General features: G+C 49.5%; 25 protein-coding genes. 11 read left to right on the forward strand and 14 right to left on the reverse strand.

The window, feature by feature from the left end:
• Positions 1-4 precede the first annotated feature (4 nt).
• Positions 5-634: a DNA-3-methyladenine glycosylase family protein gene (locus GK108_RS27580; protein ID WP_163954815.1), complete on the reverse strand. Its 630-nt coding sequence runs from the start codon at positions 632-634 to the stop codon at positions 5-7.
• A 209-nt stretch (positions 635-843) separates the two neighbouring features.
• Here GK108_RS27580 and GK108_RS27585 point away from each other — a divergent pair, with 209 nt between their 5' ends.
• The 3 genes from GK108_RS27585 to GK108_RS27595 all read left to right on the forward strand — a co-directional run bounded on the left by GK108_RS27585 (position 844) and on the right by GK108_RS27595 (position 5,781).
• On the forward strand, positions 844-1,506 hold the full coding sequence (locus GK108_RS27585) for a 3-keto-disaccharide hydrolase (RefSeq protein ID WP_317166586.1): 663 nt from the start codon (positions 844-846) through the stop codon (positions 1,504-1,506).
• A 62-nt stretch (positions 1,507-1,568) separates the two neighbouring features.
• On the forward strand, positions 1,569-4,439 hold the full coding sequence (locus tag GK108_RS27590) for a PVC-type heme-binding CxxCH protein (protein ID WP_163954816.1): 2,871 nt from the start codon (positions 1,569-1,571) through the stop codon (positions 4,437-4,439).
• A gap of 97 nt (positions 4,440-4,536) precedes the next feature.
• Positions 4,537-5,781: an FG-GAP repeat domain-containing protein gene (locus GK108_RS27595; protein WP_163954817.1), complete on the forward strand. Its 1,245-nt coding sequence runs from the start codon at positions 4,537-4,539 to the stop codon at positions 5,779-5,781.
• 100 nt (positions 5,782-5,881) lie between these two features.
• Here GK108_RS27595 and GK108_RS27600 read toward each other — a convergent pair whose 3' ends face one another.
• Entirely contained in the window at positions 5,882-6,634 is a 753-nt protein-coding gene (locus GK108_RS27600) for an SDR family NAD(P)-dependent oxidoreductase (protein WP_163954818.1), read from the reverse strand.
• Positions 6,635-6,721: 87 nt separating this feature from the next.
• Entirely contained in the window at positions 6,722-7,663 is a 942-nt protein-coding gene (locus GK108_RS27605; RefSeq protein WP_163954819.1) for a helix-turn-helix domain-containing protein, read from the reverse strand.
• 116 nt (positions 7,664-7,779) lie between these two features.
• Between GK108_RS27605 and GK108_RS27610 the strand changes: the two genes are divergently transcribed.
• Positions 7,780-8,076 (forward strand): hypothetical protein, encoded by a 297-nt coding sequence (locus GK108_RS27610; protein WP_163954820.1) that lies wholly within the window; start codon positions 7,780-7,782, stop codon positions 8,074-8,076.
• A gap of 76 nt (positions 8,077-8,152) precedes the next feature.
• On the opposite strand, the gene GK108_RS27615 is transcribed toward GK108_RS27610, so the two are convergent.
• On the reverse strand, positions 8,153-9,142 hold the full coding sequence (locus GK108_RS27615; protein WP_163954821.1) for an SDR family oxidoreductase: 990 nt from the start codon (positions 9,140-9,142) through the stop codon (positions 8,153-8,155).
• 222 nt (positions 9,143-9,364) lie between these two features.
• On the opposite strand from GK108_RS27615, the gene GK108_RS27620 reads away from it, so the two are divergent.
• From GK108_RS27620 to GK108_RS27630, 3 genes are read left to right on the forward strand one after another with little or no spacing between them, the layout of a single operon-like run.
• Positions 9,365-10,147 (forward strand): 2Fe-2S iron-sulfur cluster-binding protein, encoded by a 783-nt coding sequence (locus GK108_RS27620; protein WP_163954822.1) that lies wholly within the window; start codon positions 9,365-9,367, stop codon positions 10,145-10,147.
• Positions 10,148-10,164: 17 nt separating this feature from the next.
• On the forward strand, positions 10,165-11,172 hold the full coding sequence (locus tag GK108_RS27625) for an FAD binding domain-containing protein (protein WP_163954823.1): 1,008 nt from the start codon (positions 10,165-10,167) through the stop codon (positions 11,170-11,172).
• Positions 11,173-11,181: 9 nt separating this feature from the next.
• Positions 11,182-13,308: a xanthine dehydrogenase family protein molybdopterin-binding subunit gene (locus GK108_RS27630; protein WP_163954824.1), complete on the forward strand. Its 2,127-nt coding sequence runs from the start codon at positions 11,182-11,184 to the stop codon at positions 13,306-13,308.
• 98 nt (positions 13,309-13,406) lie between these two features.
• Here the strand turns inward: GK108_RS27630 and GK108_RS27635 are convergent, their stop codons facing one another.
• The 3 genes from GK108_RS27635 to GK108_RS27645 all read right to left on the reverse strand — a co-directional run bounded on the left by GK108_RS27635 (position 13,407) and on the right by GK108_RS27645 (position 15,671).
• Complete coding sequence (locus GK108_RS27635) at positions 13,407-13,763, reverse strand: DUF2200 domain-containing protein (protein ID WP_163954825.1); 357 nt, start codon at positions 13,761-13,763, stop codon at positions 13,407-13,409.
• 22 nt (positions 13,764-13,785) lie between these two features.
• Positions 13,786-14,928, reverse strand: a complete 1,143-nt coding sequence (locus GK108_RS27640; RefSeq protein ID WP_163954826.1) for an acyltransferase family protein — start codon at positions 14,926-14,928, stop codon at positions 13,786-13,788.
• 323 nt (positions 14,929-15,251) lie between these two features.
• Complete coding sequence (locus GK108_RS27645) at positions 15,252-15,671, reverse strand: DoxX family protein (protein WP_163954827.1); 420 nt, start codon at positions 15,669-15,671, stop codon at positions 15,252-15,254.
• Between the two features lie 131 nt (positions 15,672-15,802).
• On the opposite strand from GK108_RS27645, the gene GK108_RS27650 reads away from it, so the two are divergent.
• Positions 15,803-16,141 carry a winged helix-turn-helix transcriptional regulator gene (locus GK108_RS27650; RefSeq protein WP_163954828.1) on the forward strand — a complete coding sequence of 113 codons (339 nt, stop codon included), beginning with the start codon at positions 15,803-15,805 and terminating at the stop codon, positions 16,139-16,141.
• A gap of 33 nt (positions 16,142-16,174) precedes the next feature.
• On the opposite strand, the gene GK108_RS27655 is transcribed toward GK108_RS27650, so the two are convergent.
• The 3 genes from GK108_RS27655 to gnd all read right to left on the reverse strand — a co-directional run bounded on the left by GK108_RS27655 (position 16,175) and on the right by gnd (position 19,453).
• A complete protein-coding gene (locus tag GK108_RS27655; RefSeq protein ID WP_163954829.1) occupies positions 16,175-17,176 on the reverse strand; it encodes a glycoside hydrolase family 43 protein in 1,002 nt (333 codons plus the stop codon).
• 117 nt (positions 17,177-17,293) lie between these two features.
• Positions 17,294-17,860, reverse strand: coding sequence for a DUF4256 domain-containing protein (locus GK108_RS27660; RefSeq protein ID WP_163954854.1), 567 nt, complete (start codon positions 17,858-17,860; stop codon positions 17,294-17,296).
• A gap of 138 nt (positions 17,861-17,998) precedes the next feature.
• On the reverse strand, positions 17,999-19,453 hold the full coding sequence (gene gnd, locus GK108_RS27665; protein WP_163954830.1) for a decarboxylating NADP(+)-dependent phosphogluconate dehydrogenase: 1,455 nt from the start codon (positions 19,451-19,453) through the stop codon (positions 17,999-18,001).
• A gap of 289 nt (positions 19,454-19,742) precedes the next feature.
• Between gnd and GK108_RS27670 the strand changes: the two genes are divergently transcribed.
• The 3 genes from GK108_RS27670 to GK108_RS27680 all read left to right on the forward strand — a co-directional run bounded on the left by GK108_RS27670 (position 19,743) and on the right by GK108_RS27680 (position 22,374).
• Entirely contained in the window at positions 19,743-20,645 is a 903-nt protein-coding gene (locus GK108_RS27670; RefSeq protein ID WP_163954831.1) for a helix-turn-helix domain-containing protein, read from the forward strand.
• Between the two features lie 82 nt (positions 20,646-20,727).
• The gene (locus GK108_RS27675; protein WP_163954832.1) at positions 20,728-21,576 is read left to right on the forward strand and encodes an SDR family NAD(P)-dependent oxidoreductase; all 849 of its coding nucleotides are present in this window, start codon (positions 20,728-20,730) and stop codon (positions 21,574-21,576) included.
• Between the two features lie 51 nt (positions 21,577-21,627).
• Positions 21,628-22,374 (forward strand): SDR family oxidoreductase, encoded by a 747-nt coding sequence (locus GK108_RS27680; protein WP_163954833.1) that lies wholly within the window; start codon positions 21,628-21,630, stop codon positions 22,372-22,374.
• Between the two features lie 79 nt (positions 22,375-22,453).
• On the opposite strand, the gene GK108_RS27685 is transcribed toward GK108_RS27680, so the two are convergent.
• From GK108_RS27685 to GK108_RS27700, 4 genes are all read right to left on the reverse strand, one after another.
• Positions 22,454-22,897: a MarR family winged helix-turn-helix transcriptional regulator gene (locus tag GK108_RS27685; RefSeq protein ID WP_163954834.1), complete on the reverse strand. Its 444-nt coding sequence runs from the start codon at positions 22,895-22,897 to the stop codon at positions 22,454-22,456.
• On the reverse strand, positions 22,898-23,377 hold the full coding sequence (locus GK108_RS27690; protein WP_163954835.1) for a glutathione peroxidase: 480 nt from the start codon (positions 23,375-23,377) through the stop codon (positions 22,898-22,900). It lies immediately after the preceding gene.
• Between the two features lie 10 nt (positions 23,378-23,387).
• The gene (locus GK108_RS27695; RefSeq protein ID WP_163954836.1) at positions 23,388-23,807 is read right to left on the reverse strand and encodes an organic hydroperoxide resistance protein; all 420 of its coding nucleotides are present in this window, start codon (positions 23,805-23,807) and stop codon (positions 23,388-23,390) included.
• A gap of 97 nt (positions 23,808-23,904) precedes the next feature.
• Positions 23,905-24,633 (reverse strand): SDR family oxidoreductase, encoded by a 729-nt coding sequence (locus tag GK108_RS27700; protein WP_163954837.1) that lies wholly within the window; start codon positions 24,631-24,633, stop codon positions 23,905-23,907.
• Between the last annotated feature and the right edge of the window lie 91 nt (positions 24,634-24,724).

Consider the following 24,724-nt stretch of genomic DNA (forward strand, 5'->3'; position numbering starts at 1 on the left):
GCGTTTACACCGGTTTCCAGCGCCACAAATACCGACAGGCCGTGGTACGATGAGGTCGCCAGGCTTCAGCAATCCGATGTAGTACTTGATACAGTGCTTTACCCGACAAGCCATTGGTCTGTTCCGGATACGCCAGAATCATTCGCTGGCGGATCACCAGATCATCGATTGGGAATACATCGGGGCGATCCAGCACGAATATAAGCAGCATCTCAACTGTCCACCGCCCAACTCCTTTAATGGGCAACAAGTACTGTACGACTTCCTCGTCAGTCATCGGATCGAAATGGGCACGATGCATCGGGTTCGTCAGCGAAAACTCGGCTACACTCTGCAAGTACTTTATTTTCTGGAACGATAGCCCGGCGCTACGTAGCTCTTCGGTCGTTTTGTTCAGCAACTCATCGGCATGTGGATATCCATCAGGAAATAATTGACGAAACCGGGCAAAAATGGCATCGGCAGCCTTTACCGAAATCTGCTGAGAAACAATACTTTCGAGCAGGGCCAGATACACATCGTCGGCGTAATCGGTAAACACTTTAGGGAATGTCGTTTCGGCAATCATCGTTGCCATTACGGGGTCCAAAGCCAGATGATCGAGTGGTAAAGCGGGGTTAGGGTCTATCTGCATAAAGTCTCGTCGATACGTATTGGCTAAGCCAATCCTGCCTTAGAAACAACGGGCAGCTGTTCTTAATTCGCCATTGCCGCTAAAGAATAGCCTGTTATCTGATGTGATTCCAGATCAGCATGAGTAACCAGCCAAGTATGTCATTCTTTAGATAGAGTAGAACTTTTCAGCATTAAACTACCAGGATGACGTTCAAATGGATAAGGTCGGTGAAACACCCAGTCAGCGCCTGGGTGGTCTCCATGCTACTCATTTCAGCAACTCAGACGCTGAGTATACACGCAACAATGGCGCAATCGACCGTCAAAGCGGTTTCTCTCTTCGACGGTAAAACGCTGACCGGCTGGAAAACCGTCGATCCGGCTTATAGCAAGCTGTGGTTTGTAAAAGATAGTGTCATCCGAAGTGGGGATGGTCTCAATAAAATACCCGACAATACGTATTTACACACGACAAAAGAATACGGCGACTTCGAATTTCGCTGCCTGTTTCGTTTGTCAGGCGATCCGAAGACGGGGATGATTAACAGTGGCATTCAGTATCGCTCCATCCTTGAAGGAAGCAAAATTATTGGGTATCAGGCTGATATTGGCAACGGTTTCTGGGGCGATTTATACGACGAACACCGTCGGGAGAAATTGGTAAGTGGCGATTTGAGTATCCTGAAACGGATTCTAAACGAAGACGGCTGGAATAGCTACATCATCCGCTGCAAAGGTAATCACCACGAATTGTATATCAACGGCGTAAAAACCTGCGACTATATCGAAAAAGACAGTAAAATCCCTCAAAAAGGGGTCATAGCGGTTCAAATTCATAGCGGAGGTGTCGCTCAGGTAGAATTCCGGGACCTGACGATAACTGAGCTTTAATTCCCGTTTGAGTACGTACTACCTTAAAACTCCTGTTTACCCTAGATGCCTATTCTATTCCTATGCTGAATTCTCGTCTTAAAACACTGCTGATTACGACCCTACTCTGCATTCCAGGTGCATATGGTGTCGCCCAAACCAGTAAAAACAAGCCTGCTCCCGATACGGCCAGAGTCGAACGCGATTTTCAACTGGAAGCCACCATGCTGGGCTTTTTCGCGAAAGACGGCGCCCGAAATCCTACGCTGAAAGCAAATAAAGGGGATCTTGTACGGATCACCATCACAAACGGTGAAGTCATGACCCATGATATCGCGCTGGAAAAACTGGGGCTTAAGAGCAAGACACTACAGGACAAAGGTTCCAAAACCAGCATTACGTTCCGAGCCGACAAAAGCGATACGTATTACTGTACCGTTCCTGGACACCGGGCGGCCGGTATGGTTGGGAACTTTGACGTAGTGGAGGGTACTATTTCCAACGCAACCGTTGCCGGACAGATCCCAATGAAAAACGGTAAGCCCATTAATCTGAATTTCGAAGACGGTACGTTAAACGATTGGACCGCAACCGGTGATGCCTTCACTCATGCCGTTTTTGCCCAGGACGACCCGTCGCCCATCCATGAAAAAGAGATGCATATCGGTTTCGATGGCAAGTACTTTCTAAGCAGTGGCGGCACCACCAATTACAAGCAAGTCGGTACGTTGACATCGGTACCCTTCACAGTAACGCAGCCTTTTGCTGCTTTTAAGGTATCGGGAGGAGCCTTACAGGATACGCGGGTCGAACTGGTTCAGGCCAGCACGAACAAGGTTATTTTTCACAGCACCGGGCAGGGTCGCGCTACGCTTCAGCCGGTTGTAGTTGAGTTGCAACCGTATCTGAATCAGGATATATACATCCGAATTATTGACAACGAAACCGGTATTTCACAAATCCCATACATTCCCAATGACAAATGGGCGCACATCAATTTCGATGATTTTCTCTTCTACCCTACCCGCCCGAACTTCCCGAACGAACTGAAGCAGAAAGATATCATTGTCCTGCCACCGCTCGACCCAGTGCTGAATGCCGGGCTTTCGGGTGTCAAAGCGGCTCAGGCCATGACGCCCCCTAAGGGTTTCCGTATTTCGCTGGCAGCCGCTGAACCCGACATTGTCAAACCCATTTGCTATACCATCGACTGGCGAGGTCGACTCTGGGTAGTCGAATCACACACTTACCCCGTTCCGGCTCCCGAGGGGCAGGGTCGCGACCGCATTCTGATTTTCGAAGACACTAACGGCGACGGTACGCTTGATAAGAAAAAAGTGTTCACGGAAGGTCTGAATCTGGTCAGCGGTATTGAAGTAGGCATGGGCGGTGTCTGGCTCGGTGCGGCTCCTTATCTGCTGTTTATTCCGACCGACTTCAAAAACGACAAACCGACTGGCGCACCCCAAAAATTGCTCGATGGCTGGGGACGAGAAGATACGCACGAAACGCTGAACAGTCTGCGCTGGGGACCCGACGGCTGGCTGTATGGCACCCATGGCGTGTTTACCCACTCGAATGTCGGTAAGCCGGGCGCTCCCGATTCGGAACGAACGAAGCTAAACGCAGGTGTCTGGCGCTACCACCCTACCACCCAGAAATTCGAATTATTTGCCGAAGGCACCAGTAATCCCTGGGGCCTCGATTTCAACGAGTACGGTCATGCCTTCATTACGGCCTGCGTAATTCCGCATATGTACCACATGATTCAGGGTGGTCGGTACCAGCGGCAGGCCGGTAAGCATTTCAACCCGTACACCTACGACGATATTAAAACCCACGCCGATCACGTTCACTGGGTTGGCGAGCGGGGACCACACGCGGGCAATTTCCGGTCAGGCTCAGCGGGTGGCGGACACGCGCATTCGGGCGCTATGATCTACCTCGGCAATAGCTGGCCGCAGGAATACCGTAACGATATTTTCATGAACAATATAAACGGTGCGAAGTTGAATCAGGACCATCCAACCCGTTCTGGATCAGGCTATGTGGTCACCCATAAACCCGATTTTATGCCCATGAACGATTCCTGGTCGCAATGGCTGAATATGAAATACGACGCCAGTGGTTCGGTCTGGGCCATCGACTGGTACGACAAAAATCAATGCCATAGCCCGAATCCTGACGTTCACGACAAGACGATGGGCCGCATTTTCAAAATAACCCACGACAACGACAAATGGGTGCAGGTCGATTTATCGAAAGCATCAGATATGGAGTTGGTCAATGCGCAACTGAACGGAAACGACTGGTACGTCCGTCAGGCACGGTTACTCTTACAGGAACGTGGTGGCAGTAAAAAAGTCCACAAAGCGCTAAAAGACATCCTGGCGAAAAACCCGGATGCTACGCGTAAACTTCGTGCGCTTTGGGCATTGCACGTAACCAATGGACTGACTGAACAGGATTTAAACACCCTGCTTTCCAACGAAGACGAATATGTCAGAAGCTGGGCGATTCAGTTGCTTACGGAGGATAAAACCGTATCGCCCGAAACGCTGAAAAAGCTGGCTACCTTGGCTCAGAACGACAATTCTGCGTTGGTTCGGCTCTATCTGGCTTCCGCTATGGGGCGTCTGGAACCGGCTCAACGGTGGGACGTAGTGGATGCACTCGTTCAGAAAGCTACCGATAAAGACGACCATAACTTGCCGCTGATGGTGTGGTACGCAGCCGAACCATTAGCGGCTGTCGATATGAAACGGGCGCTCGAACTAGGACAGAAATCGAAGATGCCGAAGCACCTGCCTTATATGATCCAACGTATTGGAGCGATTGGTTCTGATGAATCTAAAAAACTACTAAAAGAGCTGAACGACCGGGTTGGCAAGCTGGAGCATTCGCACGAAAATCATGAACTTCAGGCATTGATTGCCAAAGCACTAGAGGACTAGTATTAAATTGATAGAATACGGATGATTGTTATGATTTACGCAGATCATGATTAATCCTAACAATCATATTCATCTGCGTTTTATAATCGACGAATGTATGAAAGCAATCACAATAACAGGAGCTCTACTTTGCTGCTGGCTCACGGCTGCTTACAGTCAGGACAAAACATTGATGAAGGTTCGGGAGCAACAGGCCGCAGCCGCCAGTACCGAACGAGCAGCCAATGCGGCTGCTCCCGAAGGAAATTTCAAGAAGACGACCCTCACCAGAGATTTTATCTCGGAGGGGGCAGCCGTGGCCGATTTGAATAAAGACGGCAAAATGGATATTGTCGCTGGTTATTACTGGTTCGAAGCCCCCAACTGGACCCGGCACGAGATGGCACCATCCCGCACCTATGATCCCCGAAAAGAGTACAGCGACTCGTTTCTCAATCTGGGTATGGACGTCAATCAGGATGGCTGGGATGATGTAGTGATAATCGATTTTCCCGGAAAACCCGGTTTCTGGTTCGAGAACCCAAAAAATAAGCAGTCGGGGCCCTGGAGAAAACATATTCTTGCCGATTCGATGGGCATCGCCAATGAGTCGCCCGGCTTTATTGATATCGACGGTGATGGGCGGCTCGATATTCTGTGTGGTGATAAAGATAAAAAGCAGATCGTCTGGCTAAAAGCCCCTTCTAAACCCGGCGATACCCGATGGGAACGCTTCCCACTCAGCCAGGAGAACGTACCGGGGACCGAAATTTTTTCACACGGCATTGGTTACGGCGACATCGATAAAGATGGCATTAACGACGTAGTGGTTCGGGAAGGCTGGTTTAAGGGGACACCCGATAAAAAAGCAGGAAACTGGGTTTTTCATCCGGCCAATCTGGGCGAACCCTGTTCACACATGCAGGTGCTGGACGTTAATGACGATGGTAAAAACGACGTAGTGAGTGCATCTGGGCATGCGCTTGGGATCTGGTGGCACGAACAAATCACGGATGAGCAAGGCCAGATTAACTTCAAAACACACCTAATGAGTAATACAACAGCCCAGACTCACTCGTCGATTATGGCTGATCTGAATGGCGATGGCCGACCCGATTACATAACGGGTAAGCGATTCCTGGCCCACCACGGTCGCGATCCCGGCGACAGTGACGCCCCTATTCTGCTGTGGTTTGAGTTCATGCCCGGCAAAGCGCCCTATTACAAAGAGCACGTTATCGATAACGATTCTGGCTCAGGGCTCAACGTAACAATACACGACATGAACGGTGATAAAAAACCAGACATTATTGTCGCCAACAAAAACGGGGTTTATCTTTTTGAAAACAACATCCGGAAATAGAAAGCCTACATATTTTTGATGGTATTCAACGTAACGGGTTCGTGATGGCAGGTTATTACACCTATTATCACAAACCCGTTACGTTGTTGATTAATCTTATCTACAAGCCCATACCACCGGTTAGCTCAATCCGCTGACCGTTGATCCATTTGGCTTCTTCGCTACACAGAAACGCTACGACACCACCAATATCATCGGGTAGCCCAACCCGGCCCAATGCGGTGGCCTGTGCTACGTAGGCCCGCATCTCTGGCGTATCGGTCATCGCTCCTCCGCCAAACACCGCGCCGGGAGCTACTACGTTGGCCGAAATCCCACGCGATCCCAGCTCCAGTGCCAGATAACGGGTCAACACGTCTACGGCTCCTTTCATGACCGCATAGGCCGAGGCCCCCGCAAACGAGTAGCGCGTAACACCCGACGTTATATTGATGATCCGTCCACCATCATGTAGGAAAGGTAATGCTTTTTGGGTCAGAAAATAAACACCTTTCAAATGGATATTCAGCATCTGATCGAACTGGGATTCGGTCGTCTGGGCAAATGGTGCAGTCAGGCTCGTTCCGGCATTATTGATCAGGAAATCGAAGCGGTCAACGCCAAACGTTGCCGACAAGGTGGTTTTAAGTTGTTCGAAAAAGGCATCGAAACCCGCCAGATCCGCCGTATTCAATTGAAGCGCTACGGCTTTCTGCCCCAACGCTTCGATCTCAGCAACGGTCGATTGGGCTTCCGCCTGTTGCGTATGATAGGTTAGTACGACGTTAATTCCTTTTTGCGCCAGACTCAGCGCCATATTTTTGCCTATACCCCGGCTACCGCCGGTCACTATGGCTATTTTCGTTGTTTGCATTGGTTTTCTGACGTAATAAATACGTAGCAAAGGTCGGCCAGTCGATCCAATGGACTTTTGTAGAAGTCAATCCGTTTTTTGTAGGTTTCAAACCAACACCTGATGCCGATAAGCGCCGGGTGCTAAAGCCAATTGCTGCTTGAAGAATTTCGAAAAGTGGGCTACATCCGTAAAGCCAAGACTGTCAGCTACATCGGCAATGGTCCAGTCAGGTTGTTTCAGTAATCGTTTGGCTTCCTGCATGAGTCGCTGGCTAATCAGTTCCGTTGTTGTGCGGCCCGTTGTTTCTTTCAGCACTTTGTTCAGGTGATTCACGTGTACCGCCAGTTGATCGGCATATTCTTTGGCGGTACGTAGCCGCAATTGCTGGGCTGGGTTGTCAATGGGAAACTGGCGCTCCAGCAATTCCATAAACAAGGAAGACACGCGCGCCGAAGCACCGAGCGCGGGCTGTGATACGGGAGCTGGTTGCAATTTTTGCCCGAAATGAATCAGTTCCAGTACGTAGGTACGTAGCAAATCGTACTTGTAGACGTAGGAAGACGATAGTTCCTCCTGCATCCGCTCAAAGATAGACTCCACCCGAGCCACGTCCTCAGCCGACAGTTGAAATACTGGAAATCCACCCGCTTTGAAAATAGGTAATTCGTCCAGAACGACACCACTCTTCACAGGGAGTAAAAACTCTGCCGAAAAAACGCAACCGGTCGTGTCTTCTTCCGAATACTGTGGAGTCCAGTAGAAGGGAATTTTAGGTGTTGAAAAGATAAGCGCATTCGGCTCTATATCAATTACTTTGTCGGCATACTCGGCCCGGCTATATCCGCGCAACAGGCTTATTTTGTAATTATACCGACAGGGGTAAGCCGTCAAGGAATCGTTTCGTACACTTTTCAGCAATTCGTTGGACGCAAAGACGTTGAACATCCCTGACTCAGGCAGGCTTTGCACAGGCGATCTTAGGGTACAGTCTATGGTTGAGGATTGGGTTTCCTGAAGGAGGTAATTATCCGGCAAAGCAGCATTCATACGACTACGTTACGTTGATCTGAACGAACCAGTAGGCTCTTGCTACGTAACACAGTAACTTTCTTTTTAGTGTCGGCGTAGCGCCAACAACGACGGTTAAAACGGGTTAAGTAGGCATGCAGGAGGAACGTAGTGATCGGCAATGGCAAATCATCGACATACCCACCAGGGAATTCAGTACTCGACTTGATGAGCATCTAACCAGTCATGCATCGGCTGGTACGTTGTTCTCCCGGCTGGCGGTTATTCATCAGGTTGCTAAAGCGTATGCGGTTGAGGCTGCGCGTCAGTTATCCCCCAATCTACAGCCAGCCGATGTAGAAATCGAAGAAATCACCGACCCGCCTATGTACGGCTACGTTCTGGATGATGACCCGGTCGTTATCCAGTTCAGTTACAGCCAATCTAACTAAAAACGGCCTCCGATACGTATCGGAGGCCGTTTTCTACTACTTGAGCGAAGCGTTTTGCGGCTTTTTACACTACGTTTTACGGCTGCCCACCTCCACCGGCAGCGCCATAAACCTGACCGGTGGCATAGCTGCCATCGTTGGCGGCCAATTGCACATAAATGGAAGCCAGTTCGACCGGCTGACCGGGCCGACCCAGCGGGGTATCACCACCGAAGTTTTTAAGTTTTTCCTCGGTTGCTCCACCACTGGGCTGCAACGGAGTCCAGATGGGGCCTGGCGCTACGCCATTTACCCGAATACCCTTTGGCCCCAATTGCTTTGCCAGCGATTTTACAAAATTCATATTAGCCGCTTTCGTCTGCGCGTAATCAAACAGGTTGGGCGACGGATCGTAGGCCTGTTCAGAGGTGGTGCTGATTATGGTCGAGCCGGGCGGCATGTGGGGCAGGGCAGCTTTCGTGATCCAGAATGGCGCGTAGATATTCGTCTTTACCGTGGCGTCGAAATCCTCCGACGTTAATTCCTGCAACGATTGACGTTGCTGCTGACGAGCCGCGTTGTTTACCAGAATATCCAGCCCGCCCAGCGCCTTGACAGCTTCATCGACCAGCCGCTTGCAGAAGGCTTCGTCCCGAATATCCCCCGGAATGGCTACCGCTTTGCGACCTTCTTTCTTGATCAGGTCAATTACTTCTTTGGCATCGGGTTCTTCGGCCGGGAGGTAGTTGATGGCGACATCGGCCCCCTCACGGGCGTAGGCAATAGCAGCTGCCCTCCCCATGCCAGAGTCGCCACCGGTAATCAGCGCCTTCCGCCCCTGCAACCGGCCCGAACCTTTGTAGCTCGTCTCGCCGTGATCGGGCCGAGGGTTCATTTTGCTGGCCAATCCCGGCCAGGGCTGCATCGGCGTGGTAAACGGCGGTTGGGGATATTTTGTCGTTGGATTAACCAGTGCTGGCGCTCCTGACGTGGGTGTAGATGGGCCCGAAGCCGCAAATCCGGTTGTTGTCATCATGGAAGCAGCCAGGCCACTTCCAATACCGCCAATAACCTGGCGTCTGTTCATTTGACTGTCGTTGATCATGTTGTATCCTAACGTTGAGTGTTATGTTTTAGCTATTTCTACACTATGTCTGTAGACTGAAATAGCTAACTAGCCGTTTACCAAGAAGGTTGGTAATTCGAGAAAGAAAAATTGTAGCATGCCGAATGGCGCTTTTGCCTAACATTCCCCCCTATTACGTGGTTTACCAACAGGCTATACTTTTATGACTAACCTTGCCTGATCATGGACGAACACGAATCACCCGAACTGACAGACGATGAAAAGCGGTTGTTTGCCGATCTGATGCCAGAGGATCTGAACGAGATTCTGGATTCGGGCGTCAATCGGCGTCATTTTCTGAAGCTGATAACCCTGGCAAGCGGAGGCATTCTGGCCGCACAATCGGCCTTAGCCGAACAACTGATCACACGGCCAGTCAACGTAACCGAGGCCCTGGACTCCGCTCCGCTCAGTCTCGACAATCCAGTTAACGTAGCGTTTAAGGTGAACGGCACGGCCCGTAAGCTTACGGTCGATTCGCGCATGACCCTCCTCGATACGCTACGTGAACGGCTTGACCTGACCGGCTCTAAAAAAGGCTGCGATCACGGACAGTGTGGTGCCTGTACCGTCATGGTAAACGGTCAGCGGGTATTGTCCTGCCTGACGCTGGCGGCCAGTTGCGAGGGTAAAACGGTTCAAACCATCGAAGGGCTGGCGCAGAACGAGAAATTACATCCCATGCAGGAAGCCTTTTTGAAACACGATGGTTTTCAGTGCGGTTTCTGTACGCCTGGACAGATTTGCTCGGCGGTAGCATTGCTGACAGAAGCGAAGAAAGGTCATGCCAGTTACGTTACCCAAAACGTACGTCAGCCAGCAGGCCCCTTGATACTGTCCGACGAAGAAATTAGGGAACGGATGTCGGGCAATATATGTCGCTGCGGGGCTTATCCCAACATTGTGGCTGCCATTAAAGAGGTGCAGCATGGCAAGCCGGTTGAGCAGATTTTCCGATCAGTATAACCCCAATCACTCCATCAATGAGACCTTTTACGTATACGCGGGCTAAAGACGCTACGTCGGCCAGTCAATCTCTGGCTAACAATCCCAACGCGCGCTTTCTGGCGGGTGGTACCAATCTGCTCGATCTGATGAAGGAAGACGTGGAGCGCCCAACATCACTGGTCGATATTGCCGAACTGGGGCTGTCGGATGTTAAATCGATTACGTCGGGGAGCAATAAAGGTGGTATTTCGCTGGGCGGTCTGGGCAAAAATACGGATGCAGCCAACCATCCGCTGGTTCGTCAGCATTATCCCCTACTGACGCAGGCTATTCTGGCCGGTGCATCGGGCCAGATTCGGAATATGGCAACAAACGGCGGTAATCTTATGCAACGTACGCGCTGCCCCTATTTTTACGAAGTGGCCATGCCCTGTAACAAACGGACACCCGAAACGGGCTGCGGGGCCAAAGAAGGCATTAACCGGATGCACGCCATCTTCGGCTGGTCGGAGCAATGCGTAGCGGTGTATCCGTCTGATATGGCGGTGGCCTTGGCTGCACTCGATGCTGTGATCCATGTACGGAACGCCAGCGGCCAGGAACGTAGCATCCCGATAGCCGACTTTCACCGGCTTCCGGGCAATCAGCCCGACAGGGACACCAACCTGATGCACGGCGAACTCATTACGTCGATAGAGCTGCCTCAAAACCGTTTTGCCGAAAAATCGTACTACCTGAAAGTCCGTGACCGGGCCTCATATGCCTTTGCGCTGGTGTCGGTAGCGGCCGCTCTGGAAACAGAGGGGAATATCATTAAAAAAGCACGTATTGCTATGGGCGGGGTGGCTCACAAACCCTGGCGAGCCTTAAAAGCCGAACAGGCTCTGATCGGCAAAGAAGCAACCGAAGCAAATTTCAGGGCAGCGGCCAACGCCGAAATGGCAGACGCTAAACCGCTGTCGCATAACGCATTTAAAGTTGAATTAGGAAATCGCAGTATCGTACTAGCCCTTCAAATGGCGCTGAACGGCGGCAAAGCATAAGCGAATCGTATGGACGCTACCAACAAAGTAACTGGCACTCCGATCAGTCGTATCGACGGTATTGCCAAGGTAACGGGGAAGGCCCCTTACTCCATGGATCATCCCGTAAAAAACGCGGCCCACGCTATTCTGTTCAAGAGCACGGTTGCCGCCGGAACCATTCGCGAGATCGACAGCACTGCCGCCGAGAAAGCCCCTGGCGTGCTGGCCGTTATTACCCATAAAAATGCGCCAAAGCTGAATACGAAAGGCGGATTGCGCGGGGGTGCGCTGCTGCAAAGCCCGGACATCGAGTTTTACGGCCAGCATATTGGTATCGTCGTAGCCGAAACCTTCGAGCAGGCCCGCTACGCATCACGGCTGATTAACGTTACGTATGACAAAAAAGAAGCGAAGATCGATTTTGAAAAAGTAGCCAGTCAGGCGCGTCTCCCGAAAGACAAAGAACGAGCCGACGCGAAACGGGGCGACGTGCAGTCGGCGCTGACTCAGGCGACGTATAAGGTAGAGGAAGTGTATGAAACCCCTATCGAACACCACCACCCGCTGGAGCCTCATGCAGCCATTGCGGAATGGAACGGTGATAGCGTTACGTTGTACAGCAGTGCTCAGATTGTGAACGGTGCTCAAGGTGCTGCAGCCGCTACGTTGAACCTGAAGCCGGAACAGGTACGTATCGTTTCGCCCTATATCGGGGGCGGTTTTGGCTCGAAAGGTGGTCAGTGGGCCAATCTGGCGCTGGCCGCTGTAGCGGCCAAACACATCAATCGGCCGGTAAAATTGGCGCTGACGCGGCAACAGATGGTTAACTCAGTGGGTATGCGTCAGCACAATCGGCAAAAAATAAGCCTGGCCGCTACGTCCGATGGAAAGCTGACAGCCCTGTCTCATGAAACCGTTACGCATGGCGCCATTGAGAATGAGTTTGTGGAACCCTGTGGCGACTGTTCGAAAATCATGTACGACACGCCCAACTCGCTCATTACGTATCGGGTAGTGCCCATGAACCTCATCATACCGACCTACACGCGCGGCCCCGGTAAGTCGACCGGCAGTTTTGCGATGGAGTCGGCGATAGATGAGTTGGCCTATAAGCTGAAAATGGACCCGATTGCGTTTCGGCTCAAAAACGAACCCGCCCGCGATCCGTCCAATGGCAAACCCTGGTCGTCGCGCACCACTGTACAATGCCTGAGCGAGGGCGCGAAAGCGTTTGGTTGGGACAAGCGAAAAGCAGAACCCCGCCAGAACGAACAAGGCAACTACTGGATTGGCTACGGCGTTTCGGCCGGTACGTATCCTGCTCACCAGCGCCCTACGTCGGCCGTGGTGAAGCTGAAGCGTACGGGCGATACTGTAACGGCAACCGTAGAACTGGCCGCTGCGGATCTGGGCACCGGTACCTATACCATTCTGACGCAGACCGCTGCCGATGCGCTAGGACTATCCGTTCAGAACGTAACGGTCAAGATCGGGGATTCCAATCTGCCTCCTGCGGCTGGTTCGGTAGGCTCAGTGGGTGCCGCCAGTTATGCTAATGCCGTGAACGATGCCTGCGAAAAAATTACCCAGGAATTGCTGAGTAAATCGGGTAAACAGTTTTTCGTTCGTCCAACCGCTTCCCAGCTCATGCGGTCCGAGAAACTAACCGAATTTCAGACGCGCGTCGACAGTAAAGCGCCCGAAAGTGCGGAAGAGTACTCGGCCCATAGTTTCAACGCTAATTTTGCCGAAGTGGCCGTAAACAAATCGACGGGCATGATCCGCGTCAATCGGTTTCTGGCAGTTACGGGTGCCGGAAAAATTCTCAACCCAAAAACAGCCCGTTCCCAGATCATCGGCGGCAACGTCTGGGGCATCGGCATGGCGCTGACTGAAGAATCAGTCGTTGACCCGCGCTGGGGCAATTTTGTAACGCGTTCCTTCGCCGATTACCACGTACCAGCCAACCTCGATATTGGCCATCTGGACGCTATCTTTATCAACGAAACCGACGAACACGTCAATACGTTAGGGGTGAAAGGTATTGGTGAAGTAGGTATCGTGGGCGTAGCGGCTGCCGTTGCCAATGCGGTTTTCAACGCCACCGGCAAACGCGTTCGGGAGTTGCCTATTACACCCGATAAAGTGCTATAGACCGAATTAAGCAAACACCAGAGCCAAATAAATAGAGTCCTATTGACGATAAAAATTCTTTATCTGGCCTATGGCTTCCGTGGCAAAAAAAGCAACAACTACGATCTCAATACCTTTTCTATTGCTTTTCCTTTGGCTAATTCATCAATTAATTTATCCAGATAACGCACTTTTTTAACTAATTCGTCATCTATTTCTTCAATACGATGGCCACAGATTAAACCAGTTATTTTAGATACATTTGGATTCAGAAACGGAGCTTCTGAAAAAAAAGTCTCAAAATCAACTTTCTTATCGAGTTGCTGATTCATCTCTAGTGTATCGTATCCTGTTAACCAAGAGATAACAGCATCTACTTCTTCTTTTGTTCGCCCTTTCTTCTCCACTTTTTGAATATACAATGGATATACACTAGAAAATAGCATTTTATAGATCCGTGCATTATTTGTCTTCATATCCTTATTTTTTAGACTCTCCTTACTCTATTTTTTTGACACGTAACAGGCGATTTGTTAAGAATTTCCGTACAGGTTCATCATAGAGTTTTAAACATCCATAAGCCAATAGTACAGAGCCAATAACAAGAGCGATTGCGCCAGGTAATGATTGCTCAAAAGAAAGGTTTTTATTTTTTACCCAGGCATAGTACAAGTAAATAAATGGATAATGTACCATGTATAAAGGATAAGAAATATCCCCTAAAAATTTACATAATCGGATCGTAAGTTTATTGGTTATTTTTTCTGACGCTCCAAGGTAAACTAACCCAGGAAAGATAATAACCACACAGATCGCGTCATATATACCGTTCATCCATAAATTTTCGCTTCCGCCAATTCGGGGTATTGCCGATAAAATTATAATCGACAAACTACCTATCCAGAAAATGCCTTTTACCTGAGCAGGTTTAAAAACGCGGGACAGAAGCAATCCGGCCGGGAACGAAAACAGCATCCGTAACGTACCGCCGATTATATTTTCTCCGGTTAGCGAAAACCCAACGCATATATCGCCGTAAGGTCCCCAAATAGCAAAGGTTGCCAATCCGGCAGCTGCAACTAAAACAAGTATAAAAAGGGCACTGGTTGACAGTTTACGGATAAAAAGGGCGTAGAGAATAGTACCAATATACTCAAAAAATAATGACCAACTCGGGCCATTCAGCGGAAACATTTCACCAACACCCCGGATTTCAATATTCGTCGTTGCTGGAATCAGAAAAGCATTGAGCAGCGTAGCGACCGGTAACATCAACACAGATACTTTTGAAACGTCCCAGGCAGCGCAGCCCTGAAAATAAAACATTATTGCGCCAATAATAGCCCCCATAACGACCATGGGATGTAGTCGAATAAATCTTCGTTTGATAAACTCTTTTATCGTCATCGTCTGCCATCGGTCATCATAGGCATAGCCAATTACAAATCCCGACATGATAAAGAAAAAATCAACAGCCAGATAACCATGATTAATTCGTTGATCGATATGGCTGGTGGCATACGCTTCAAATAAATGAAAACAGACAACTGTTAATGCTGCTACTCCGCGTAATCCATCCAACAAATTATAATGAGGCTTTGTATCCGAAAATGCAGCAGCGGATATATTATTCCCTAACATCAATTCTATAATTCATCAACAACATTTTTCAATTCTTCTCTAATTAACTAAGCCTATTCACGCCCGGCTATTTAGAACTGTCTCCATTATAATACGCTACTAATTTCGGTCACAACAATTTAGGTTGTACGCAGCGTATGCCGGTAAGTATATTTACCCAATACGTTAATAAAAATTAAATTAACTATTTCCTTACATCTATCCAGTTTGTTATTCATACACTAATCGCCAACGTCTAAATATACGTAATCAAACCAATTTAATTTGTCTAAACGGGATTACCCCTGCTATATATTATCAATTATGTATAAATTACGGTAGCTTTATCCATTCCGACTGGGCATAATTGGTGCTTTTGTTAATCGGCCCCAAGCAACAAAAGCGGCCAGGATGGCGAAAACTATATTCACACCAATTAACGCTACTTCTCCCCGCATGATATGGAAAACACTGGCGCATACCATAAGGATGATAATACTGATAGCTGCCATCGGTGTGAGTTTTGGCTGGATACGTAGCACCGAGGGCAGTATCAGCCCCGCAGCGCCTAACAAATCGACGATGCCCGTCATTTTTACCAACGCGACCGGAACCTGCCCTGCCCAGGGCCACATGGTAGCAAGCTGCTCAATGGGTTGAACCAGTTTCATCCAGGCCGCCCAAATTAAACTCACGGCCAAGATGACCTGCACTACCCAAAGAACGATATGCACTACGTTCGACGAAATACGTTGATTTTCCATTCTACCCTGATTTTAAGTGAATGGGACAAATGTATTTTGCGTTACGTTCCGAGTGGAAACACTATCCTTATCAGGAAATACTAGCCAACGGGATAGTAACGTAAACGGCCAATCACGTAAAACGCTACGTCATGTTAACAGGAGAAGGTTGCCCCAAAACTATGCTGTCGATAAAAGATGCGTTAGACGCCGTGGAGGGCAAATGGAAGTTACTGATTTTGTTCACGTTGTCGTCCGGGCCAAAACGGTTCAGGCAATTGGCTAAGGAAGTCAGTGGTATCACAGACAAAACCTTATCGAAAGAACTGAAAAGCCTGGAAGGTAATAGGTTGGTCAGACGCGAGGTTTTTGATACGTTTCCGCCAACGGTAGAATACTCCATCACCCCTCATGGTATGTCGCTCGGAAAAGTCATCGAAGAGCTCCACTATTGGGGTTTATCGCACAGAAAAGAGATTATTGGTAAGTAATAAGTTGCTACGTAGCATTTAGCCTTATTTACATTAAGGCGCATACGGTTTGCCAATGACGAGTTTGCTGCCCGACAGGTCGGCTTTGAACAGATGGGGCACGCGAACGGTACGTCCATTGACGCTTTTGTGGCTATGAACAGACATCAGCAACGTACCGTCAAAAGTGTGAAACAACATCCCGTGACCGAAGTTGGGGGGTGTAATGGGCTCTTTTTCCTGTATCCAGGGGCCGTCTAGCGTACCGCTTTTTGAGTAAACAACGCCCTGCGTGTACACGTCGTAGATCCAGCTGGTCCAGATCATGCCCAACCGTTCGGTTTTTGTGTAGAACAGGAAAGGGCCATCGGTAACCTTGTTGGGCACAACCTTCCCGTTTTCATCTTTCTCCCGGCTCCAGGGCGAATCGCTGGCCCGAAATAACACTTCGCCCTGCCCAACTGACCCGCTCAGATCGGGCTTTAGCTCAATTTTTTCGATGGTTCCGTTCAAATTCTGTAGCCATTCATAGCAATAAACCATATACGGCTTCCTGTTTTTATCGACCCACAACGTACCATCCAGCGTAGGCATACTGGCGGGCAGATACGTAGCGTCGGACATGGGAATGTATGGCCCCTCAGCTTTATCACTCACCAGTACGTGGCAGGCCCGCCGTTCAATTTCCCGCCCTTTGACGGTATCGATCTTAACAGCCCGGTTGGTGAACGTAGCAAAATAGTAGTACTTGTTTTTATACCGATGAATTTCGGCGGCCCAGATCATGGGGTTTGGTCCCATCCAGGAATTCGGATCGGTTTGGGTCACTTTGTAAGGACCATCCCAGTGTTTCAGGTTTTTACTTTTCCAGAGCATGCCGCCGGTACCGGTCATGTAGTACGTCTGGGTTGCCTGATCGGCCAGAATAAATGGGTCGCTTAAGCGGATCGAATCCAGTGGAACATTGGTCCGCACTTCGCGCACTCTGTTTTCCTGCGCACGGAGGACAAACGAAAACAACAGGAAACCTAGCGCAATCAGCCAATTACGTCGCATGGATCGTTAACAGTTATCGTATGGAGTGTACTCATTCATGACCGTACCTAAAAAGCAGGTTCATGGACAATTATACCCCGCCCGCGATTAATCCGTTCAGACGAACTAAACCCCTCTCTACACCTTCAGCAAACCACGGAAACCACGGGCAGCGTAATAGGATTCGGCCCCGTTGTGGTATAAAAAGACGGTATCGTAACGACGATCGCAGAAAAGCGCACCACCGAGTTTTCGGATTGCAGCGGGCGTTTGCACCCAGCTCGACGTTTTTAGATCGAACGTTCCGAGTGTCTGAAGCTCCCGGTACTGCTCCTCGGTTAGTATCTCGATGCCCATCTCTTCGGCCATATCCATAGCCGTATTATCGGGTTTATGCTCTTTCCGCGATTCCCAGGCGGCCCGGTCGAAACAAATACTCCGGCGACCTTTCGGACTCTCGGCCGAACAGTCGCAAAAAATGTATTCGCCCGTTGTAGCATCCTGCCCAATCACATCAGGCTCGCCACCTGTTAGCTCCATTTCATCGAGCGACCATAATTTTCCGGGATTAGCCTCCAGCCTGGCCTGTACCGGAGCCCATTCGACACCACTATGGCGACTCATGTTTTTCTCAAAACGGGTTTTCAATACGTTCAGCAGACTTTCCTGCTGCTCGGGCGATAATTCATTCGGTTTAGTTGCCATCATTTTGTTCCGTTTAACGGCCTTCAGGGTTATTTGGCTGGTTGTGTCGGATTTTGAACATAGAACGCGGATTTTTATGACTGCTATGATTTTTTAAGATCATACCAATCATAAAAATCCGCGTTCTATGTTCAAAAATTAATTGTTATATGCCGTTGATACGGTATCGCCACCTTCGCCGGTCCAGTTCGTATGGAAAAACTGACCGCGTGGCTTGTCGATACGTTCGTAGGTATGCGCCCCGAAGTAATCCCGCTGAGCTTGCAACAGGTTGGCCGGTAACCATTCACTCCGGAATCCATCCAGATAGCACAGAGCTGAGGTCAACGCAGGAGCCGGAATACCGTTGCTCAGCGCAGCCGCGCAAACCCGGCGCCAGCCCGCCTGAGCCAGTTCGATTTTCTCTTTGAAGAAATCGTCGAGCAGCAGATGCGGAAGTTCGGGATTTTTGTCAAAAGCCTTTTTGATATCGCCGAGGAACGCCGAGCGGATAATACAACCACCCCGCCACATCAGGGCAATATCACCGTAGTTCAGCTTCCATTTGTATTCTTTAGCAGCAGCCATGAACAGGTTATACCCCTGCGCGTACGATATAATTTTAGCACCGTAAAGGGCCATTTTCAGATCGTCCAGCAATTGAGCCTTATCGCCATCAAAGGTCGGCTGAGGGCCGCTGATTACTTTCGAAGCCTGCACACGCAGATCTTTTTGTGCCGACAGGAACCGGGCAAACACCGATTCACCAATCAGCGTGAGCGGAATACCCAGATCAAGGGCTGCGGTACCGGTCCATTTTCCGGTGCCTTTTTGTCCGGCGGTATCCAGAATTTTATCAACCATTGGCGTACCGTCTTCATCCTTATAGGCCATGATGTCGGCCGTAATCTCGATCAGGTACGAATCCAGCTCTTCGGAATTCCATTTTTTAAAAACTTCATGCATCTCATCAGCACTCAGACCCAGCAGATCTTTCATAATCTGATAGGCTTCGTTAATAATCTGCATATCGCCATATTCGATGCCGTTATGCACCATTTTCACGAAGTGACCAGCGCCGTCGCTACCCACCCAATCGCAGCAGGGCGTACCATCGTCTACCTTGGCCGCAATTGACTGAAATATATCCTTTACGAATGGCCACGCTTTTTCGCTTCCACCCGGCATCATGGAGGGACCAGTCAGTGCACCAATTTCGCCACCCGACACCCCCGTGCCAATGTAAAGAAAGCCCTTACTTTCTACGTACTGAGTCCGGCGAATGGTATCCGGGAAATACGAGTTTCCGCCATCGATGATAATATCGCCCGGTTCGAGATGCGGAATGATCTGCTCAATAAAATCATCGACGGGCTGACCGGCTTTCACCAGCATCATCACCTTCCGGGGCCGTTCCAGCGACGCAACCAACTCTTCGATGGAATGCGCGCCTATAAAGTTTTTTCCGGCACCTCGTCCGTTTATAAAATGATCAACCTTATCGACGGTTCGGTTAAAAACCGCTACGGTGTACCCTTTGCTTTCCATGTTCAGCACCAGGTTTTCACCCATTACGGCCAGACCAATGAGGCCGATATCTGCAGACTTTGACATTATGATGTGATTAATTAGACGATACGTATTACGTAGTGCTGTATAAAATCGGCTTCGTGCTGCTCCTACTCATTCCACTACGTTAGGCGGGGCAAGTTTACATCATAAAATAATTCTGAGTCCGATTTTCTACTTTTTTCTCATTTTTAAACGACTACGAGATGTGTCACAAGTTCTTTTTTTGACAGGATTAACATGATTTATTTTGCTAATAGTCAATCTTGTGAATCATGTTAATCCTGTCAAAAAAAATAAAGCCAATCAGGTTTGAATTATGTAATTTTAGCCTATGACAACGACAGAATCGCTCGAAGATTTCTACAAGCACAAATTCAACTGGCTACCCGACAATCTCCAGCAGGACCTCGGCCATTTTAATGTATTTCGCCTGAACGATTATCAGTCGTCGGCGGGCGCACCGGGTCAGTATAGCCGCCGTGGCTTTTATAAAATCAGTCTGCTACGTGGTCATAACATCTACCATTACGCCGATAAAAGCCTGGACATCAACGGCACTACGTTGATTTTTTTCAATCCACAGGTTCCCTACACCTGGGAGCCTGTTTCGGAAGTAGTCAATGGTTATTTCTGCGTTTTTCGGGAAGGTTTTTTTACGGAAAGTAGCCGAAAATGGCTCCAGGAGCTGCCTATGTTCAAATCGGGCGGCATGCCCGCCTACGTTCTTTCTGACGATCAATTTGGGCAGGCAGGTCAGTTTTACGAAAAAATGCTCGCCGAAATCGACTCCGACTACCCGTACAAATACGACCTTATCCGCAACTACGTATCAGAACTGATCCACTTCGCGCTGAAGCAGCAACCTTCCGATACGTTATACAAACACACCGATGCCAAATCCCGTCTGACAGCTGTTTTTACGGAATTACTGGAACGACAGTTTCCGGTTGAGACAACCTCCCAACGCTTTCAGATGCGTTCGGCCAATGACTATGCTCAACACCTGGCCGTACATGTTAATTACCTGAATCGATCGGTTCGGGCCACAACCGGCAAAACAACCTCCGAACTAATTGCCGAACGTGTTGTCGCTGAAGCACAGGCACTACTCAAACATACCGACTGGAACATCGCTGAGATCAGCTATAGCCTCGGATTCGACGAACCGGCTCACTTCAACCATTTTTTCAAGAAAAACACATCGCTAACGCCTTCGGCTTTTCGGAAGGTTTGAATTTCGCAAGTATTGGTTTGCCAACCGCAACAGCTAGCCCCGGCTATCCATCTACTTTTGCTTCCACAAAAAGAGCAAGGTTATGGATAACAAAAAAGTATGGTTTGTAACGGGCGCTTCCAAAGGACTGGGCCTGACGCTGGTGAAGCAATTGCTGAAGTCAGGACATACTGTGGCGGCAACATCCCGTAATAAAGCCAGTCTCAGCCAGTCGGTTGGTGTCGACACAGCCCAGTTTCTGCCGCTGGAAATCGATCTGGCCAACGACTCCGACGTAGCACAGGGCCTTCGGGAGACGATTGCTACGTTTGGTCGTATAAACGTAGTGGTCAACAATGCAGGCTACGGGATTGGGGGCAGTATTGAGGAACTGACCGACCAGGAAACCCGCGATAGTTTCGACATTAACGTATTCGGTACGCTGAACGTAATCCGGCATGTTCTTCCCTATCTGAGGGCTCAGCGGTCGGGGCACATCATTAATATTGCGTCAATTGCCGGAATCGCCGGGGCTACCGGCTGGTCGGTTTACGCAGCCGCCAAAGCTGCCGTTATTGCCCTGACCGAAATCCTGGCAACCGATGTTCGGGAATTTGGCCTTCATGCTACAGTTGTTGCGCCAGGGGCATTCCGCACGGGGTTTCTGTCGTCCGATTCGCTGGTTCTGGCCCAGCATACGATCGAGGCCTACACAGCGATTCGGTCTACCCACGACCGGTATCTGCAGATGGATGGCGCGCAGACAGGTGATCCTACCAAAGCAGTGGCTGTTCTGATGCAGATCGCGGACGAGGCCAATCCTCCTATTCATCTGCTTCTGGGCAGCGATGCCTATCAACGAGCCAACCAAAAACTCGATTTTCTCCGCCAGACGTTTCAGGAGCAGGAGCAACGTACTACATCAACCGATTTTGAACAGGCTACTCCCTAACTGTCTACCACAACCTTGTCACTCTGTTTACTTCAAAACCACGTACTAATTATGAATCCATCCATTGAAAACAAAGTAATTGCCATCACAGGCGCGAGTAGCGGCATCGGTGAAGCCATCGCCCGGCATCTGGCCGCTCAGGGAGCCAAGGTCGTTTTGGGTGCCCGGCGAATTGATAAACTGGAAGCGATAGCCGCCGATATCCAGTCGGCCGGAGGAGAAGCGGCTTTTACAACCCTGGATGTTACTCAACTCGACAGCATGACCGCCTTTGTGCAGGTAGCGCTGAATACGTTCGGGAAACTCGACGTGCTCGTCAACAACGCAGGCGTGATGCCACTCTCCTATTTAAATAATTACAAGGTTAACGAGTGGCATCAGATGGTCGATGTGAACATCAAGGGCGTATTGCACGGCATTGCAGCTGCACTACCCGTGTTTGAACGTAACAGCAGCGGCCAGTTTGTCAACATTACGTCGGTGGGTGACCGCTGGGTTGGACCAACATCGGTTGTATACAGCGCTACCAAATTTGCGGTCCGGGCACTCACCGATGGGCTACGCCAGGAAGCCGGTCCGGGCATTCGCGTTACGTTGGTAGCTCCCGGTGCAACGGAATCCGAACTGGCGGAATCGATTTCTGATCCAGTGTTGAAGAAACAGGCTATTGAGCTATTTCGGTCCACTACACTATCGGCCAATGCCATTGCGCGTGCCGTTGCCTTCGCGGTCAGCCAACCCGACGATGTCGATGTGAACGAGTTGGTTGTACGCCCAATAACGCAAAAGAATTTCTAAAAAATTCAGGGTGCTACGTATCACTGTGCCCAGTTTGATACATAGCACCCTTCTTTTGCGACTCGGCGACAGCGCACGCTCAGGAAGCAGCCCCGGTTGAGTTAATCAGTTTGTATAAAATAGAATACAGTTGCCGGGCTTCATCCAATGATAGGGGAAGTTTGTCGGCCAGATATTGGGGGATCTGCTCAGCTTCCTGCTTCATGTTTTTAGCCTTGTCAGTCAGGGCAATAACAATATTCCGTTCATCAGATTCCGAACGCGTTCTCGTAATGAGGCCCTGCTCCTGCATCCGCTTTAGCAAAGGGGTCAGCGTATTCGACTGAAGCTGCAAACGCTGGGCAATAAAGCTTAGATTAACGTCGTCGTTTTCCCACAGAACCAGTAAGACCAGATACTGAGGATATGTAATGCCCAGAGCAGTAAGCACAGGCCCATAACACTGCGTCACCAATCGGGAGGCCGTATATAAGGGAAAACAGAGCTGTTCCTCCAACTTCAAGGACGTGCGTTGAGCCTCCATCTAAATAAGTTTTAGAATATCCTTTTCAATCGACTCGGGCTTGGCAACCGGCGCATACCGTTTGTAAGGTCGACCTTCTTTATTGATCAGAAACTTCGTAAAATTCCACTTGATGCTATCACCAAGAATGCCGCCTAATTCTTTTTTTAAGTACTTGAACACGGGCTGCGTATTCGGTCCGTTTACATCACATTTTTCGGTAAGCGGGAACGTAACGCCGTGGTTCAACCGGCAAGCCTGCTCGACAGTTTCGTTAGTTTCTGGTTCCTGCCCCGCAAACTGATCGCAGGGGAACCCCAGAACCACTAGCCCCTGATCTTTATATTTCTGGTAGAGCGCTTCCAGACCATCAAACTGCGGAGCCAGACCACACTTCGTAGCCGTATTGACAATCAACACAGCTTTGCCTTTAAAATCGGCCATTGGAATTTTGTCGCCCTTTGGGGTCTTGGCCGATAACTGATAAAATGGACTTTCCATAAATTTTCTACTAGTCAGCCAGCACTAACTCAACATCAATATTACCACGGGTCGCATTCGAATAAGGGCAAACGGAATGGGCCATTTCTACCAATTGCTGCCCTTTTTGCTTGTCGATTCCCGGTAATTGCACCGCCAGTTTAACAGCCAGTTGAAAACCGCCCTGATCGTTCGGTCCGATGCCGACGGTGGCCGTTACGGTAGATGGACTCGTAGGCTGAACCTTTTCTTTGCGCATGATCATATTCAGTGCGCTATCGAAACAGGCCGCATATCCAGCGGCAAACAGCTGTTCAGGATTGGTATGGCCCCCACTGCCACCCATCTCTTTAGGTATACGTACGTCGAGATCCAGAATACCGTCGTTGCTTTTTACGTGACCATTGCGGCCACCGGTCACTGTTGCGGATGTTTGATAAACTACGTTCATTATTTATATCGCATAAGATTATATCGCAAGCGATACAAATGTACAAAAAATTAGTTTATCAGAATAGGATGATCCTGATAAACCTTAAAAATGAGGATTAGAACGCCTGATTCATCTGGTTGAAATACGTGCGCAACTCATCGGCAGAAGCATTGGCCCGGCTTTCTGAGGTACCATAGGTTATCTCCGTTTTCCCTTGTTTCAACTGCTCAAAAACAGCCTCAACAAAGCCACTTACCGACGGAGCCTGATTATGTAAACCTTTACCGCCCAGATCGGTGTTCAGCGCGGGCGGAATCAGCTCGATGACCTCAATTCCTTTAGGCGCCAGCAAATAACGCAGCGACCAGGTCCAGGAACGAAAGAACGCTTTGGTAGCTGAATAAACGGGCACTTTAGCCAACGGCGTAAAGGCAAGTCCCGACGTTACGTTCAGAATAGCCGTGAGCGACGGCAGATTCACGGACAACGATGTCAGATGCAACGGTGCTTCGATATTGACGGTAATTTCTGCCGTGGCTCGTTCCATAAAATCGTCGTCAGCAACACTCATCCATTGCTGAATACCCGCATTGTTGACCAATACGTTTAGATCAGGATGTTCGTCGGCAATCCATTGATAGAGAGCCTGTCGTTCATCGGCCTCCGATACATTGCAAACCCTTGTAATTACCGAAGGAATTTTCGCAGCTACGCCCTGTAATACGTCCTCTCGTCGGCCGCAGATAATAACGGTATTTCCTTCCTGCACAAAACGCTCGGTCAATCCTAAACCGATACCCGAACCACCCCCGGTAATCAGGATTTTATTATTCGAAAGATTCATGTTTTTTCTAAACTGTTGTTTGTCAAAACCTCAGCAAAAGTAGTCCGAACCCACCAGCCCGGCGTTGCGCGATTCAAACCAATCGTTGCAA

Source organism: Spirosoma terrae (genome assembly GCF_010435915.1).
Lineage (GTDB): Bacteria > Bacteroidota > Bacteroidia > Cytophagales > Spirosomataceae > Spirosoma > Spirosoma terrae.

Bases quoted from the DNA above. Each gene is read 5' to 3' on its own strand.
- GK108_RS27620 (WP_163954822.1), top strand. From the start codon at position 9,365: ATGGACGAACACGAATCACCCGAACTGACAGACGATGAAAAGCGGTTG.
- GK108_RS27615 (WP_163954821.1), bottom strand. From the start codon at position 9,142: ATGAACAGACGCCAGGTTATTGGCGGTATTGGAAGTGGCCTGGCTGCT.
- GK108_RS27675 (WP_163954832.1), top strand. From the start codon at position 20,728: ATGGATAACAAAAAAGTATGGTTTGTAACGGGCGCTTCCAAAGGACTG.
- GK108_RS27625 (WP_163954823.1), top strand. From the start codon at position 10,165: ATGAGACCTTTTACGTATACGCGGGCTAAAGACGCTACGTCGGCCAGT.
- GK108_RS27695 (WP_163954836.1), bottom strand. From the start codon at position 23,807: ATGAACGTAGTTTATCAAACATCCGCAACAGTGACCGGTGGCCGCAAT.
- GK108_RS27680 (WP_163954833.1), top strand. From the start codon at position 21,628: ATGAATCCATCCATTGAAAACAAAGTAATTGCCATCACAGGCGCGAGT.
- GK108_RS27640 (WP_163954826.1), bottom strand. From the start codon at position 14,928: ATGTTAGGGAATAATATATCCGCTGCTGCATTTTCGGATACAAAGCCT.
- GK108_RS27610 (WP_163954820.1), top strand. From the start codon at position 7,780: ATGCAGGAGGAACGTAGTGATCGGCAATGGCAAATCATCGACATACCC.
- GK108_RS27660 (WP_163954854.1), bottom strand. From the start codon at position 17,860: ATGGCAACTAAACCGAATGAATTATCGCCCGAGCAGCAGGAAAGTCTG.
- GK108_RS27605 (WP_163954819.1), bottom strand. From the start codon at position 7,663: ATGAATGCTGCTTTGCCGGATAATTACCTCCTTCAGGAAACCCAATCC.
- GK108_RS27645 (WP_163954827.1), bottom strand. From the start codon at position 15,671: ATGGAAAATCAACGTATTTCGTCGAACGTAGTGCATATCGTTCTTTGG.
- gnd (WP_163954830.1), bottom strand. From the start codon at position 19,453: ATGTCAAAGTCTGCAGATATCGGCCTCATTGGTCTGGCCGTAATGGGT.
- GK108_RS27650 (WP_163954828.1), top strand. From the start codon at position 15,803: ATGTTAACAGGAGAAGGTTGCCCCAAAACTATGCTGTCGATAAAAGAT.
- GK108_RS27635 (WP_163954825.1), bottom strand. From the start codon at position 13,763: ATGAAGACAAATAATGCACGGATCTATAAAATGCTATTTTCTAGTGTA.
- GK108_RS27685 (WP_163954834.1), bottom strand. From the start codon at position 22,897: ATGGAGGCTCAACGCACGTCCTTGAAGTTGGAGGAACAGCTCTGTTTT.
- GK108_RS27630 (WP_163954824.1), top strand. From the start codon at position 11,182: ATGGACGCTACCAACAAAGTAACTGGCACTCCGATCAGTCGTATCGAC.
- GK108_RS27600 (WP_163954818.1), bottom strand. From the start codon at position 6,634: ATGCAAACAACGAAAATAGCCATAGTGACCGGCGGTAGCCGGGGTATA.
- GK108_RS27580 (WP_163954815.1), bottom strand. From the start codon at position 634: ATGCAGATAGACCCTAACCCCGCTTTACCACTCGATCATCTGGCTTTG.
- GK108_RS27590 (WP_163954816.1), top strand. From the start codon at position 1,569: ATGCTGAATTCTCGTCTTAAAACACTGCTGATTACGACCCTACTCTGC.
- GK108_RS27690 (WP_163954835.1), bottom strand. From the start codon at position 23,377: ATGGAAAGTCCATTTTATCAGTTATCGGCCAAGACCCCAAAGGGCGAC.
- GK108_RS27700 (WP_163954837.1), bottom strand. From the start codon at position 24,633: ATGAATCTTTCGAATAATAAAATCCTGATTACCGGGGGTGGTTCGGGT.
- GK108_RS27670 (WP_163954831.1), top strand. From the start codon at position 19,743: ATGACAACGACAGAATCGCTCGAAGATTTCTACAAGCACAAATTCAAC.
- GK108_RS27595 (WP_163954817.1), top strand. From the start codon at position 4,537: ATGAAAGCAATCACAATAACAGGAGCTCTACTTTGCTGCTGGCTCACG.
- GK108_RS27655 (WP_163954829.1), bottom strand. From the start codon at position 17,176: ATGCGACGTAATTGGCTGATTGCGCTAGGTTTCCTGTTGTTTTCGTTT.